The organism is Streptomyces sp. NPDC041784, assembly GCF_055591025.1.
In genome coordinates this window covers 33,632-47,052 of the sequence record NZ_JBVJAB010000036.1, presented here as the reverse complement: position 1 = coordinate 47,052, position 13,421 = coordinate 33,632, and the positions used below count along the sequence as shown (strand labels likewise).

General features: G+C 72.5%; 14 protein-coding genes. 5 read left to right on the top strand and 9 right to left on the bottom strand.

Annotated elements, in window-relative coordinates:
- Window positions 1-168: 168 nt before the first annotated feature.
- Window positions 169-582 carry a VOC family protein gene (locus ACZ6D7_RS41245; RefSeq protein WP_469502381.1) on the bottom strand — a complete coding sequence of 138 codons (414 nt, stop codon included), beginning with the start codon at window positions 580-582 and terminating at the stop codon, window positions 169-171.
- An 82-nt stretch (window positions 583-664) separates the two neighbouring features.
- On the bottom strand, window positions 665-877 hold the full coding sequence (locus tag ACZ6D7_RS41240) for a DUF4287 domain-containing protein (RefSeq protein WP_469502378.1): 213 nt from the start codon (window positions 875-877) through the stop codon (window positions 665-667).
- A gap of 126 nt (window positions 878-1,003) precedes the next feature.
- On the opposite strand from ACZ6D7_RS41240, the gene ACZ6D7_RS41235 reads away from it, so the two are divergent.
- Complete coding sequence (locus tag ACZ6D7_RS41235; RefSeq protein WP_469502375.1) at window positions 1,004-1,831, top strand: DUF1963 domain-containing protein; 828 nt, start codon at window positions 1,004-1,006, stop codon at window positions 1,829-1,831.
- Window positions 1,832-1,902: 71 nt separating this feature from the next.
- Here ACZ6D7_RS41235 and ACZ6D7_RS41230 read toward each other — a convergent pair whose 3' ends face one another.
- From ACZ6D7_RS41230 to ACZ6D7_RS41220, 3 genes are read right to left on the bottom strand one after another with little or no spacing between them, the layout of a single operon-like run.
- The gene (locus ACZ6D7_RS41230; protein WP_469502370.1) at window positions 1,903-3,069 is read right to left on the bottom strand and encodes a serine hydrolase domain-containing protein; all 1,167 of its coding nucleotides are present in this window, start codon (window positions 3,067-3,069) and stop codon (window positions 1,903-1,905) included.
- A gap of 31 nt (window positions 3,070-3,100) precedes the next feature.
- Window positions 3,101-5,137 (bottom strand): hypothetical protein, encoded by a 2,037-nt coding sequence (locus tag ACZ6D7_RS41225; RefSeq protein WP_469502364.1) that lies wholly within the window; start codon window positions 5,135-5,137, stop codon window positions 3,101-3,103.
- A complete protein-coding gene (locus tag ACZ6D7_RS41220; protein WP_469502360.1) occupies window positions 5,127-5,540 on the bottom strand; it encodes a hypothetical protein in 414 nt (137 codons plus the stop codon). The genes ACZ6D7_RS41225 and ACZ6D7_RS41220 overlap by 11 nt, the downstream gene beginning before the upstream one ends.
- Window positions 5,541-6,038: 498 nt before the next feature.
- Between ACZ6D7_RS41220 and ACZ6D7_RS41215 the strand changes: the two genes are divergently transcribed.
- The 4 genes from ACZ6D7_RS41215 to ACZ6D7_RS41200 all read left to right on the top strand — a co-directional run bounded on the left by ACZ6D7_RS41215 (window position 6,039) and on the right by ACZ6D7_RS41200 (window position 11,030).
- A complete protein-coding gene (locus ACZ6D7_RS41215; protein ID WP_469502358.1) occupies window positions 6,039-8,612 on the top strand; it encodes a hypothetical protein in 2,574 nt (857 codons plus the stop codon).
- Between the two features lie 200 nt (window positions 8,613-8,812).
- Window positions 8,813-9,661, top strand: a complete 849-nt coding sequence (locus ACZ6D7_RS41210) for an aldo/keto reductase (RefSeq protein WP_469502354.1) — start codon at window positions 8,813-8,815, stop codon at window positions 9,659-9,661.
- Window positions 9,662-9,730: 69 nt separating this feature from the next.
- Window positions 9,731-10,585 (top strand): inositol monophosphatase family protein, encoded by an 855-nt coding sequence (locus tag ACZ6D7_RS41205; RefSeq protein WP_469502351.1) that lies wholly within the window; start codon window positions 9,731-9,733, stop codon window positions 10,583-10,585.
- Between the two features lie 106 nt (window positions 10,586-10,691).
- A complete protein-coding gene (locus tag ACZ6D7_RS41200; protein ID WP_469502349.1) occupies window positions 10,692-11,030 on the top strand; it encodes a carboxymuconolactone decarboxylase family protein in 339 nt (112 codons plus the stop codon).
- Window positions 11,031-11,367: 337 nt separating this feature from the next.
- Here ACZ6D7_RS41200 and ACZ6D7_RS41195 read toward each other — a convergent pair whose 3' ends face one another.
- The 4 genes from ACZ6D7_RS41195 to ACZ6D7_RS41180 form a co-directional block, all read right to left on the bottom strand.
- Window positions 11,368-11,589, bottom strand: coding sequence for a hypothetical protein (locus tag ACZ6D7_RS41195; RefSeq protein WP_469502347.1), 222 nt, complete (start codon window positions 11,587-11,589; stop codon window positions 11,368-11,370).
- Between the two features lie 285 nt (window positions 11,590-11,874).
- A complete protein-coding gene (locus tag ACZ6D7_RS41190) occupies window positions 11,875-12,360 on the bottom strand; it encodes a DUF5994 family protein (RefSeq protein WP_469502344.1) in 486 nt (161 codons plus the stop codon).
- Between the two features lie 319 nt (window positions 12,361-12,679).
- On the bottom strand, window positions 12,680-13,066 hold the full coding sequence (locus ACZ6D7_RS41185; RefSeq protein ID WP_469502341.1) for a hypothetical protein: 387 nt from the start codon (window positions 13,064-13,066) through the stop codon (window positions 12,680-12,682).
- A gap of 60 nt (window positions 13,067-13,126) precedes the next feature.
- On the bottom strand, window positions 13,127-13,414 hold the full coding sequence (locus ACZ6D7_RS41180) for an SCO5918 family protein (protein ID WP_469502338.1): 288 nt from the start codon (window positions 13,412-13,414) through the stop codon (window positions 13,127-13,129).
- Window positions 13,415-13,421 lie beyond the last annotated feature (7 nt).

Here is a 13,421-nt window from a genome sequence, read left to right as displayed (position 1 = left end):
GCTGCCCCTTCTTGTCTCCCCTTCCCCCCCCCCGTGGGGGAAAATTGAACCCCCCCCCCCCCCCCCCCCCAAACCCCCCCCCCCCCCCCCCCCCCCCCCCCCCCCCCCCCGCCCCCCCCCCTCCCCCCGGGGGTGGGGTCCTGGGAGTGGGGTCCTGGTGGTGGAGCGTCAGCTCTGGGGCTGCACGATGTCGATCATCCACGGGATGCCGAAGCGGTCCGTGCACATGCCGAACACGTCCCCCCACATCTGCTTGTCGAGCGGCACGGACACCGTGCCGCCGGCCGACAGCTTCTCCCAGTAGCCGCGCAGGGCGGCGTCGTCGTCGCCGCTCACGCTCACGGAGAAGTTGTTGCCCGCCGTCATCTCCATGCCGGGCGGGGAGTCGGCCCCCATCAGGGTGAAGCCGCTCGGGGTCTCCAGCATGCCGTGCATGATCTTCTCGGCGTCGGCGGTGCCCGCCTGGCCGAACTCGCCGTACGTGTTGAGCTTCAGCGTGCCGCCGAAGACCTCCTTGTAGAACTCCATCGCCTGCCGGGCGTCGCCGCCGAAGCTGATGTACGGATTGAGCCGCGAGGCCATGAAAACCTCCTGAAACGGTGCAAATGGTCAGTTGGGCGGAGACTAGCCCGGTGCACTGACAACGGCATGCCGGGCGCGCCCCTCATCCATCGGTGTGTTCCGCGAGCGTGTGCGCGACGAGGGCGTTGGCGTGGCCGTGGCCCAGACCGTGCTCGGACTTGAGCCAGCTCACCAGCTCCATGTGCCGGGTCAGCGGCGAGGAGCGGATGAGGTCCTTCCACTCGTCGATCGGTCGGCCGTACTTCTTCTCGATGGAGGGGAAGTAGCTCGCGGGGCCCTTCACGGCGGCGGTCATGGCAGCGGTCTCCCGTCGGATGCGGTGTCGTCGTTCTCTATGACCGGCGCTCGGGCGAGAACTCATCGGTGGCCGCTCGGGATATTTCGGATGTCGCGGCCGGCCGCCGTCCGTAGCCTCGCGTGGGTGACCCGTGATACCCGCCATACCCCGCCCCGCCCCGTGGACGTCGAGGCGTACTTCCCGGAGGTCGTCCCGCTGCGCCGGGAGACCGTGCGGCTGCATCCGAGGGCCGGCCGGCCCACGTGCCACGACAGTTCGGTGGGCGGCCCGCTGCTGTGGCCCGTGGCGGAACCGTGGCCGCAGTGCCCGGACCACACGGGATCGCCCATGGTGCCGGTGGTCCAGCTGCGCCGGGCCGACGCGCTGGGCGTGGTGCCGTTTCCGGCGGGGCACGACCTGCTCCAGGTGCTGTGGTGCCCCCGGGAGCACGACGGGGAGTGGGTCGTCCCGGAGATCCGCCGGCGGGACGCGTCCGCGGTCGGGGAGGTGCGGGAAGCTCCGCCCGTGCCGGCCGGGGCCAGGCCGGGGCGGGTGCCCCGGCCCTGCGTGGTCCACCCGGAGCGGGTGACCGAGTACCCGAGCTGGGACCTGGAGCAGGACCTGTGGGAGGCGTTGGAGGAACGCTTCGCCCTGTTGGAGGACGAGACCGGCTGGGACTACCAGTTCCACCTCTCCACCGCCCCCGGTACGAAGGCGGGCGGCTACCCCGGCTGGTGCCAGGACCCGCGGTGGCCGCACTGCCGGGGCTGCGGGCGGCGCATGGACCATCTGCTGACGATCGAGAGCACCGAGGCCGACGCCCACTCCCGGCTCACCTGGACCCCGGTGGAGGACGAGGACGTTCCCTACGAGGGAGCGGGCCTGGTCCTCGGCGACCTCGGCGGCGTGTACTTCTTCGAGTGCCGGACCTGCCCCGGACACCCCTGGACCCACCGCTACGACTGCCCCTGAGCCCTCCCCGTCCGAGGCCGCCGGCGGGGGCTGCGTTCAGGACTCCGGGGGCCGGCCGTCCCAGGTTCGGGCTACGGCGTCCCGAACACCGCCACCATGAGGTTCAGGGCGACCGGGTTCATGCCGGTGCCCTTGGCGTCGGTGGAGTTCACGCTGTAGACGAGGGTGCGGGAGCCGTCCCGGGTGGAGGCGATGGCCGCGTTGTAGCCCCAGCGGCCGCCCGTCTTGCCCCACACCTCGCGACCGCCCAGCCGCTTCATCGACAGGCCCACGGAGTACGCCGCCGGGTCACCGGTCCCGGCGTCCGTCACCTTCGGCAGCGTGAACATCTCCTCCAGGAGTGCGCCGCGCACCACCCGCCCCTGGAACAGGGCCTGCGTGAACCGTTCCAGGTCCGCCGTGGTCGAGACGAGGTCACCGGCCGCCCACCCGTCCGTCGTCCCCCACACGGACACGTCGCGCAGCCCGACCGTCCCGTCGTCCAGCGTCATCGTCTGGTAGCCGTGGTTGTGCGGGCCGACGATGCGCGGGTTCGCCCCCGGGAGGTAGGTGTCGCGCAGCCCGAGCGGCCGCAGGATCCGGCGGGCGACCTGGTCCTCGGACGTGTCACCGGTCACCCGCTCGATCAGCAGACCGGCGATCGTGTAGCCGATGTTGAGGTAGTGCTGCCGCTCGCCGGGCGGGAATTCGCGCTCCTGCGCGGTCGCCGAGCGGACCATGTCCTCGGGGTCGTGGACGTGGAAGCGGTTCGCGTACCACTCCTCGACCGTGGTCCCGGGGAAGTCGGGCGCCGGGATGCCGTGCGTGTGGTTGAGCAGCTGGCGCACGGTGACGCCCTCGTACGACGGCGGGATCAGCTCCGGCAGGTACGAGCGGGCGGTGCGGTCCAGGTCCAGGGTGCCCTCGGCGACCAGGTGCAGGGCGACGGCCGCCGTGAAGATCTTGGTGACGGAACCGGCGCGGAAGCGGGCGGCCGGGTCGGCGGGCCGGTTCGTCGTCAGGTCGTGGACACCCGAACTGCCGCGCCAGACACCGTCGGTACCGCCGACCCGTACCAGGGCGGCGGTCGCGTCGGCTGTCGGCAGACCGGCGATGGCGGCACGCATCGAGGCGTCCAGGGCGCTGTGGGAGGAGGAGAACGATCCGGCCGGGGCCGGGGCCGGGGCGGCGACGGCCGACGTGACCGCCGTGCCGACCGCCGGGCCCGCCTCGGCTCCCGGCCCCACGTCCAACCCCATTCCCGGCACCACGGGATCCCGTCCCCGAACGCTAACGCTGTTCCTCTTCCGCCTGCTCGTGGGCGGCCTCCCGGTTGAGGTCGTACGTATCCGCCCAGGAGCCCAGTTTGCGGTCGCTGACGTCGAGCTTCTTTCGCAGTGCCGCGATCTGCCGGTCGTCCCAGCCGTCCCGCTCGACGAGGCTGCGGCCGCCCTCGTCGACGGGGACGACCTCCATGGCGTCCACGGCCTTCTTCAGCTCCTCGACCTTCGCCCGGATGTCCGCCCAGTGTCGGCTCGCCGCGGTGAAGCCCACGGCTCGGGGGAAGTCGTCGGCCGACTCGCCGTTATAGGTGTGGCGCACCAGCGCGTCGGTCAACTCGCGCGGCCGGCCCTCCATCGCCGTGAGGACCGGGGCCCCCTTCTCGTCGACCTCGTAGAGGTTTTCGCCGAGCCGGCCGGCCCGTACCGCCTCGTACGCCTGGTGGACGCCACGGCTGCGGGACAGCATGGCGCGCAGGACGGTCGCCGGGCTGCGGTCGTCCTCGGCCTCGGTCCCGCCGAACACCTCGCGCTGCAAGGCCATCGGGTCCGCGAGCGCCATGTAGTAGCAGGCCTTGACCGCCAGTTCGGTCTGGGCCGGTCCCAGCTCCCCGTTGTCGCCGAGGCCGTACTCGACCTCCTCCAGGGCTTCGTCGCGCAGTCGCTCCAGCGCCGGGCCGTCCTCGCCGGTCCCTTCCAGCGGAAGTCCGGCCGTCAGGTGCTGGTCGATCTCCTTGAGCCGGTAGGCGCGCTGGAGGACCGCACGGCGTGGCCGGACGAGTGGGAGCAGGTCGTTCACCTCCGTGCGGTACGGGCGGATGATCAGTTCGACGGCGATGTCGACCCGGTCCTCACGGGTGGGCTTCTGCTTGGCGGTCAGGGAGCGGATGCCGTCGTTGACGCGCCGTCTGGCGCTGCTGCCCAGCACTGCGCGGACGACTTCGGCGGCCCGGACGTCACGATGCGGACTGAAGCCCTCGTCGACGGCCTCCTCCGGGGAGACCACCCCCGCGAACCACCGCTTCTCGGGCTCGGTGACACGGGCCGGGCGGGTCCGCGTGGGCTGCGCCAGGGTATCGAGCACGGCGTCGGCCTTCGCCTCGTTCTCTACCGCCGAGCCGTAAGGCTTGGGCGGGCGGATGTGGGTCAGACCGATGAAGTTCCGCACGGCGGTGTGGAAGGGGAGGTTGGTGCGTTCGTTGGGCCGGAACCCGATCACCACCCGGGCGGGGACGGTGAGGACGCGGACCTTCTGCTGCTCCGGGTCGCTGAGGTTCTCCCAGCCCATCTTCTGCACCAGCCGGATCCATCGGTTGACCTCCCTGCGGAACAGCCGGGTGTCACTGCTCCACTCGTAGGCGACCTTCGACGGCGGGTAGGCGAGCAGTTCGTGCACCGCGCTGATCCGGCTCGACCCGTCGGCCGCGATCAACAGGGGGGCCGCCCGGTGTCCGTCGCGGTGGCGCACCGTCATGGGGACGACGGTGAGGGGCTGGAGGACGCCGTCCACGGCGACGTCCTCGCCGAGCGGGTTCTCCTTGGCCAGCCGGCCCTGGGCGTCCTCCAGGCGCTGGGCGAGCGTGTGGGGGGAGTCGACCAGGATCTCCAGCTCGGCCGGACCGTGCCCGCTCGTGGTCGGCTCAGGCAGCACGCGAAGACTCGCGGCGGCCCCGCCGAGGGCGTAGCTGCGGCGGCCGTACTCCCGGGGGTTGGCCGGGTGCGGCACCACGGCCGCGGACCACAGGCGGGTCTCGGCGATGAGCAAGGTGCCGCCCTGCACCCGGAGTTCGGCCGGGTCGGCCAGCTTCCGCCGCAGTTCGTCCGGTCGTACGGCGGCATGAGAGAGGACGCGGACGACGGCCTCGCTGAATCCCCGGTCGGTGAGTGCGGCGGCCAGGTTGTCCACGGCAGTGACGCGGGGCAGCGGCCACTTCGCGGGCTGCCAGCCGGCCTCGGCGTCGCCGGCGGAGCCGAGGCCAGGTCCGAGGTCGGATCCGGGGGCGTCCGCCGCCGTCCGGGTACGAGGGTTCACCACGTCACCAGCCATGGGTCGCCTCCGCGATCCGGTCCGCCAGGAGCAGGGCGCTGTGCGCCTGCTCCCGGACGGCCTCGCGCGGTGCGAGACCGTCGAGTTCGGCGGTGCGGGACACCTGCGCGGCGTGGTCGCTGAGTGCCGCGCGGACCTGGTACCAGGCCTCGCGGTTCTGCGGCACCGTCACCAGGAGGGTGTCGCCCGGGTCGAGGGCGGCGGGTTCCCGGTGGGGCCGGTCGCCCACGATGCCGGCCCAGTGCACAGCCAGCCGGCCGAGGGTGACGCCGTCGTCGAGCCGGGTGTTCGGGGTCGGGTCGGCCGAGCATTCCGCCGCGGCCTGTCGCAGGACATCGGTGATCAGGCGGATCTCGTCGCGCGCGAGGGTGATCGGGACCGTGTCGGGTTGGTGGGTGGGCATGAAACGGCACTCCAGGAAAGCCGGGGCCGATGCTGGGCATCGGCATGTCTGCGCTGGCCGTCGGACGCGAGGGTCCGACTGAGCGAGAGCGCGGACATGCGGGCCGCCGACCTCCACCCGTGTCGGTCCGCGGACTGGGTCGCTCCGGGACGTCTGGTGCCGTTCGAGCCACACGCCGACCGCCTGCGGGCGGGCAGGACGTGGCCGTCGTGCATCCCGTACGGCAAGCGGCCCGGCTGCTCGACCCGGCCAACCGCCTCCGGCCGAGGAGCCGTTCCACACAACGCGAGGACATCGAGCAAGTCGCTCAAGGCGCTGAATGTATCCGCTCGGTCACCGTGCGTGCAAGATTTTCCTCTTGTCGCAGAAGGTGACTCCCGACCCGGCCGGGGCGATATTCGAACTGGCGCTCTCTGGTTGCCCTTTAGAGTGAGCTGAGTGACTCCTGTGCTCGATGAGCGGGAGCGTTTCTCAGGGGAAGGGTCAGGGGGGCGCGTGATGTCCGGATCGCGGGGCGGGCGGGTTCGAAGAGAGATCGTGGTCGGGTTGTGCGGGGCGGCGTTGACCGCCTCGGCGCTGTGGGCGCCCGCAGCCTCGGCCACGGACGCGGGGTCCGACGGCGGGGCGGCCGCGGTGGGAGTGGTCGCGCCGGCCGAGGGCGAGGCGCCGGCGAGCGGGCCGAGCGCCGCGTGGGGGAACGGCGGGCGCGTCGAGCTGGTGGACGGGCGGGACGTCCGGGTGACGGCCGAGGCGGAAGGCGCCGACTCCCGTTACGCCGTCGCCTCGGTGGACGGCACGGTCTCCGTGACCCCCGCCGGGAAGACCGCGGCCGACCGCGCGACCGCGAAGCTCCCGTCGGCGGCGGGGACCGGGGAGACGCCTAGCGGTTCCCGGTCGACGTACGCCGGATCGTCGACGTACGCCGTGAAGCTGAGCATCACGAACGGCGACGTCCGCAGCAAGCTGTTCTACGTCTGGAACCGCACCACCTGGACGTCGTACGCCGTCAACAGCGACACCCCGGGCGCCACGGCGACGGTGAAGCTGCCGCCGGGCGACTACTTCTCCGTCGCGCTGCACAACGACTGGCAGCGGCCGAGCTATCTGCTCACCCGTACCTTCACCGTCGCCTCGGCCGCGCAGACGGTCACCTTCGACGAGCGCGCGGCGAAGGAGACCGCGATCCGCACCGACGACACCACCGCGACCCGGCAGTCCGCCGCCGCGTGGATCAGCGTCCCGGGCGGGGACCTCGCGGGCTTCGCGGGCTCGGCCGCCGACAAGGTGTATGTCACCCCGTTCAAGGTGAGCGGCGTCTCGCTGCGGCTGCACGAGGTGCTGGGCCGGAAGGGCTCCTCGTCGAGCGTGCCCAGCCCCTACCGCTACGACCTCACCCACAGCTTCACCACCACCGTGCCCGCCACGCCGGTCGCGACGGTCCGCAAGGCCGCCCTGGCGAAGACCGTCACCACGGTGGGCGCTCCCGGCACCCGGTCGACCGCCTACCTCCAGAGCGTCCCGTCCTTCGGCGAGTGGACGGGCGTGTACATCGGCTCCGCCGTGCCCGTCGCCGGCGCGCTCAGCGAGTACGCCACTCCGGGCGTCACCTACGGCCGGTCGCTGAGCTACGGCACCGGCGAGCTGAGCCTGAACCTCCCCGACCGCACCCTGTCCACCGGGACCACCCCGGGCGAGACCGTCGGCGCGGCCCCGTTCCAGCCGGTGCGCCGGGAGTGGGGCGGCTCGCAGCGCACCTACGGGAAGATCTGGCTGTACGAGCCGAACGCCTTCGGGGACCCGGCCGGCCACCCGGGAACCGACGGCCGCGCGAGGTACGCGTACCGGCTCACCTCCGCCGCCGGCGTCACCTACGCCCAGGCCGACGGCCTCGACTCGTACGACACGGTGACGTCGTCGGCCCTGCCGTCGGCCGAGACGGCGTACACCCTGGAGCAGACCGTCCACCGCCGGGTCCCGTACTCCCGGCTGTCCACGGACGTGCGCACCGAGTGGACGTTCCGCTCGGCCTACGCCTCGGGCCGTGAACTCCCGCTGATCGACGCCCGGTTGAACGTGCCGGGGCTCGACGGGTACGGCCGCGCGGCCGCCGGACCGGTCCGGATCGAGGTGAGCGCCACCACCCGCGCCACGGACCCGGCGCAGGCCGGCACCAGGATCACCGGGCTCGCCTCCTCCACGGACGACGGCGCGACCTGGACGGACCTGGCCGTCGGGGCGGACGGCTCGGCCACGCTCGACGTTCCCGCCACCGCCGCCTTCGTCTCCCTGCGCGTCACCGCCGCCGACGAGCGCGGCGGCAGCCTGCGCCGCACGGTCTCCCGGGCGTTCGCGGGCCCCGCGCAGCAGGGCGACGAGACGGCCGGCGCGACCCGCGTCTCGAACATCGTGGTCAACGGGGGCAAGCCGGTGGTGCTGAGCGACCAGCCGCTCCAGTACTTCGGCGCGAAGTTCACGGCCACCGACCCGTCGGGGATCGCCGGCGGCGACCTGTACCTCTACAAGGGGTCGTACGCCACCCCCGACGCCGTCCTCTACGGCACCTGGCCGGCGGCCTGCGCCAAGGTCACCGAGACCACGTCCACCTGTGAGGCGCAGCTCGCCTACATCGAGCCGCGCTGGAGCCTCGGCCGGAACTCCCTCGCCGGCCCCTGGAAGGTGGCCGTCTGGGCCGAGTCCGCCGACGGCACGGGACATGTCGACCTGCACGCCGCCAAGACGGTGTCCGTGCTGCGCCCGGCTGCCGTGACGGTGAACGCGGCTCCCGAGCCGGTGGTCAAGGGCAGGACGCTCACGATCACCGGCACGCTCACCGCGGTGGACTGGGAGCCGCGCGGCGGTTATGTCGGCTACGCCGGCCAGAAGGTGAAGCTCCAGTTCCGCAAGAAGGGGGCGACCGCGTACACGACCGTGAAGACGGTCACCACGGACAGCGCCGGCAAGCTGAAGACCACGGTGAAGGCCGCCTCGGACGGCTACTGGCGGTACACGTTCGCCGGTTCCACCGGTACGACGTCCGCCACCGCCGCGGGTGACTTCGTCGACGTCCGCTGACGCCGACCGGACCTCTCCCGCAGTACCTGAACCGCCGTACCTGAATCGCCGTACGCGAAATGCCGTACCTGAAAGCCCCGGGCCGTCCGCCCGGGGCTTTTCGGCGCCCGGTCCGGCGCGCGTGACCGTCGTCCATCCACGAGTGTGGTCGGTGCGACCGCACACGCGCACCCCAGCAGGGGCGGATCGAAAGGAACCCCATGCGGACCGTCACCCTCAACAACGGCGTCGAGATGCCGATCCTCGGATTCGGCGTCTACCAGATCCCGCCGGAGCAGACCGAGCAGGCCGTCTCCGACGCCCTCGCCGCCGGCTACCGGCTGCTGGACACCGCCGCCGCCTACGGCAACGAGGAGGCCGTCGGCCGGGCGATCAGGAGCAGCGGCATCCCGCGCGAGGACCTGTTCGTCACCACCAAGGTGTGGGTCCAGGACACCGGCGAGGAGAACACGAGGCGCGCCTTCGACACCTCCCTGCGCAAGCTCGGCCTGGACCGGCTCGACCTGTACCTGATCCACCAGCCCTACGGTGACGTCCACGGCTCCTGGCGGGCCATGGAGGCCCTGAACCGCGAGGGCCGCGTCCGGGCGATCGGCGTCTCCAACTTCCACCCCGACCGGCTCGTCGACCTCGTCGTCCACCACGAGATCCCGCCCGCGGTCGACCAGATCGAGACCCACCCGTTCTTCCAGCGCGCCGCCGACCAGGAGGTCATGCGCGAGCACGGGGTCCAGATCGAGTCGTGGGGCGGGTTCGCCGAGGGCCGCAACAACCTGTTCACCCACCCGCTGCTGAGCCTGATCGCCGAGCAGCACGGAAAGTCCGTGGCGCAGGTCGTGCTCCGCTGGCTGATCCAGCGGGACGTCGTCACCATCCCCAAGTCGGTCCGCGCCGACCGGATGAGGGAGAACATCGACGTCTTCGACTTCGAGCTCACCGACGAGCAGATGGCGGCCATCGCCACCCTGGACACCGGCCGCTCCCTCTTCCTCGACCACCGCGACCCGGCCGTCGTCACCCAGCTCGGCACCGCCCGCATCCACGACTGAGCGGGCCGCTACGCTCGCGGACAAGCGGACGCGATCACCGTGACGACACGGAGGGGCTGGTGAAGGGCCGTGCGGCAGCCTGACACGACACCGGACGGGGACCCGAGCGGGAAGGCGGGGGACCTGGATCTCGACCGTGCCCTGGCCGTCGCCACGGAGCTGGCGGCCTGGGCGTCGGAGGCCGTCCGCCGCGCCGGCGCCACCGCCCGGACCACCGCCGTACGGCAGAAGGCCGGCCCCGCCGACATCGTCACGGACACCGACGAGAGCGTGGAGGCGCACGTCCGCGAGGCGCTCGGCGCGGCCTTCCCCGGGTACGGGATCGTCGGCGAGGAGTACGGCGCCACGGAGGGCGTCCCCGGCACCCCGCACTGGGTGATCGACCCGGTCGACGGCACGACGAACTTCGCGCACGGCATCGGCTGGTGCTCCTTCTCCCTGGGCCTGGCCGCGCCCGACGGCACCCCGCTGCTCGGCGTGGTGGCGGACCCGTGGCGGGGCGAGACGTTCACCGCGGTCCGCGGCCGGGGCGCGCACCTCAACGGCACCCCCGTGCGCGCCGCCGATCACACCACCCTCACCGGCCACGTCTTCCTCACCGAATGGGCGGCCCACGCCCACTGGCCCGGTATGGACGCCCTGCTCGCGGAACTCGCGGACCGCCACTGCACCGTCCGCGTGATGGGCTCCACGGCCCTGTCCCTGGCCCAGGTGGCGGCGGGCCGGGCCACCGCGGCGGCGATCGGCGAGTTCCACCACGTCGACGGTCTGCCGGCCCTACTGATCGCGCAGGAGGCGGGCGCGGTCGCGCTGCCCGAACTCCCCTCCTACGACGAGCCGTTGCTGCTGGCGGCGCCCGGCGCGGCCGAGGAGGCGGCACAGATCTGGCACAGATCGCGGCGGACGGCCCACCGGCCCCGCTGATCGCACCCCACGGGCGGGCGGCGGCTCCTCGCGCGCCGCGCCCGGAACACTCCTACCGTTGAAGGAGCCAACTCGGCGTCGTCAGCGCATTAGGAGGCCATTCGGCATGTCCACAGCATCCGACACCCCGGTCCTGGACACCCTCGCGGCCATGACGGTCGACTCTCTCGAGCGATGCGGTCTGCCCCCGGACACCCTCATCCTGACCCGTATCGCCGCGCTCGCCGCGTCGGACGCGCCCCCCATCTCCTACCTCGCCCACATCGACCCGGCCCTCAGGGCGAACCTGACCGCCGCCCAGTTGCAGGACGTGCTGGTCGCCGTCGCCCCCATCGTGGGCACGGCCCGCGTGATGACGGCAGCGGGCAACATCACCGCGGCGCTCGGCATCGCGATCGCGGTGGCCGACGCCGACCTCGAGGCCGAGGCGGAAGCGAACGGCTGAGAGGAACCCGAGAAGGGTCTTGAGAAGGGCCCTGAGAGGGGACCCGAGGAGGGACCTGAGAGGGACACCCCGGCAGTCACCGCGGGAGGTGACTGCCGGGGGTCAGGCCGCGCCCATCGCCGAGGCGTGTCCCTGCGCGTCGTCGAGGAGGAAGGTGTCGTCCTCCCCGAAGTCCGGGGCCTGGAAGGGGTTGGTCGTCGGAGGCGGCAGCGCTGTGGGAGAAGAGCGCGGCGCCCCTTCGAGGGCGGAGAACAGCGAGGTCAGATCGATGAGAGGGCTCCGTTTCGGTACGGGTCCGTGATCGGACCCGGTATGCCGTGACCGGCCACGGCCGGTTCTACAGCTTGGTCATCTTGGCGTACGGGCTCAGGATCCGTTCCTGCGCCGAGCCGAAATCGACGAGTGCCGCGATTCCGTCCTCGATGCCGATGACCCGGCCGAGGCCGTACATGTCGTGTGTGACCTGGTCGCCCACGGCGAAGTGCTTGGGTGCCGGGGCGGCCGGGGCCTTGAAGGGGCTCGTAGGCAGATGACGCTTCGGTGCAGCAGGCTTAGTCATTGCCCCCAGTATGCGCCTGCGGGCGCTCCCTTCGCTGCGGCCGTCCACGGCGGATCTCCGCCGAGGCCCCGGACGGCCACCTCCACCAGGGCGGTACCGGTTGTCGCCGGACAGCGTGGAGCGACGACAACCGGGTGGCACGGGCCCCTGTCCGCCCCATGCCGGCCCCGTGCGGCTCGCGGCTCTTGGCCGAACCGTCGTGCCTCGACGGGACGCGGGTTCGGTGCGGCCCGCTCCTTCGCCGGGTGCCACGTCTTTCGGCGTTCCACACCCGGGAACGGCGCGTCATCCGCCGCCGCCCTCGAATTCGGCCTCGGCCAGCGCCAGCATGTGCGCGGCCGTCAGGGCGTTGCGTGGATCGGAGGCCGTGGTCAGCAGCCAGGCCGCCGCCGCCATCGACTCGCCGGGCGGGATGACCAGCAGCTCCCGGCGGCCCACGGCGCCGCAGTCCAGGGCGATGGCGTGCGCCTCGGCGTCGACGGCCGACAGGGCCACCTCGATTGTCCGGCCGGGCGCTCTGACCGTACGCGGGGCGTCGGGCCAGGCGACGGCGTCCACGGTGACGCGGGTGACGGTGCCGAGGCCGGGGTGCAGCGAGCCGAGCAGTGCGGGCAGCTCCAGTTCGAGCAGGTCGCAGCGCGGCCACCAGGCCCCGTCGAGCGGGCCGCGGCCGCCCCCCGGGGTGAGGGCCAGCCGGGCCACGGGCATCCGGTAGGTGCGCGCTCCGTCCGGGGATGCACCCTCGGCCGACGCTCCGGTGACGTCCGTCATGCGATCCCGTCCTGGGCGGCCCGCGGGCCGCCGGTCTCCGTCGCTCGCCGGGAACGGCACCGCCGTGGTCGCGCTGCGCGAGATGCTCTCGGTGGAACCAGCGTACGTCGGGCGGAGCGGGCTGTGCCGTCCCGAAGCGACTACGGAGGCGCGAGGGCCGCACGGGGCCTGAGAGGGGTCTCGAGGGGCCTCAGGGGTCTCAACGGCCTCACGAGCCCTACGCCGGGCTCCCCGGGCCGCACCAGCCCTCACCCAGCCCCCGCCGAGGCCCCGCCGGGCCTCATCGGCCCGCCGGGCCCCCGCCGGGCCTCATCGGCCCTCACTGGTCCGAATAGCCGATGTCCCCGATCGTCCAGGCGCTCACGTCCTCCAGCGCGACGCGGTACATGCCTCCCGAGTCGGGGATGCCGAAGCTGCCCTGGAGGATGCGGGCGACGTGGAAGTGCAGGTGCGTGGGCCGAGGCCCGTCACCCTGCTCCGGCAGGCGGTCGCCGCCGCCCTGGCCCGGGGTGAACGCGCCGGCGAACCGCCCCAGGAGATCGGAGTCCCGCAGGACCTCGGCCACCCGTTCCTTCCACAGGGCTTCCGGGGCGAGCCGTCCCGTGATGACAGCTCCGGGAACCACCACGGTCAGGGACATCTGGCTGCTGTGCCGCGACTCCACCATCGCCGCGATCGCGACGAGCAGGTCGTCAGGGTGCGTCATACCGGAACAGCGTAGTCCGGCGACGGCCGCCGGTGTCGGCGCGCGGCGGGAACGAAGCCGTCACCAGCCCAGCACTCCCTCGTCGGCGCGCAGGACCCGGCTCGGCGTGACCGGGCGCGGCTCGTGGCAGGCGAAACCGAGCTGGGTCAGCGCCCGGCGCATCTCCCCCGCGGTGAAGTCGCGGCGGTTCTGCCTGGTGATCACTTCCCCCACCTGCATCACGGGGTAGACGTGGGGGCCGATGGTCACGGACAGGCCGGAGAGGGGTTCGGGCGTGATGCCGCTCATCGTCTGCTCGACCTCGCTCTTGATCAGGTCGAAGGGGAATCGGGCGATGACACAGCGCATGGATGCC

Coding starts and splice junctions, on each gene's coding strand:
- ACZ6D7_RS41220 (WP_469502360.1), bottom strand. CDS start 5,540: ATGCCCACCCACCAACCCGACACGGTCCCGATCACCCTCGCGCGCGAC.
- ACZ6D7_RS41240 (WP_469502378.1), bottom strand. CDS start 877: ATGACCGCCGCCGTGAAGGGCCCCGCGAGCTACTTCCCCTCCATCGAG.
- ACZ6D7_RS41185 (WP_469502341.1), bottom strand. CDS start 13,066: ATGACGCACCCTGACGACCTGCTCGTCGCGATCGCGGCGATGGTGGAG.
- ACZ6D7_RS41195 (WP_469502347.1), bottom strand. CDS start 11,589: ATGACTAAGCCTGCTGCACCGAAGCGTCATCTGCCTACGAGCCCCTTC.
- ACZ6D7_RS41245 (WP_469502381.1), bottom strand. CDS start 582: ATGGCCTCGCGGCTCAATCCGTACATCAGCTTCGGCGGCGACGCCCGG.
- ACZ6D7_RS41215 (WP_469502358.1), top strand. CDS start 6,039: ATGTCCGGATCGCGGGGCGGGCGGGTTCGAAGAGAGATCGTGGTCGGG.
- ACZ6D7_RS41200 (WP_469502349.1), top strand. CDS start 10,692: ATGTCCACAGCATCCGACACCCCGGTCCTGGACACCCTCGCGGCCATG.
- ACZ6D7_RS41180 (WP_469502338.1), bottom strand. CDS start 13,414: ATGCGCTGTGTCATCGCCCGATTCCCCTTCGACCTGATCAAGAGCGAG.
- ACZ6D7_RS41210 (WP_469502354.1), top strand. CDS start 8,813: ATGCGGACCGTCACCCTCAACAACGGCGTCGAGATGCCGATCCTCGGA.
- ACZ6D7_RS41225 (WP_469502364.1), bottom strand. CDS start 5,137: ATGGCTGGTGACGTGGTGAACCCTCGTACCCGGACGGCGGCGGACGCC.
- ACZ6D7_RS41190 (WP_469502344.1), bottom strand. CDS start 12,360: ATGACGGACGTCACCGGAGCGTCGGCCGAGGGTGCATCCCCGGACGGA.
- ACZ6D7_RS41230 (WP_469502370.1), bottom strand. CDS start 3,069: ATGGGGTTGGACGTGGGGCCGGGAGCCGAGGCGGGCCCGGCGGTCGGC.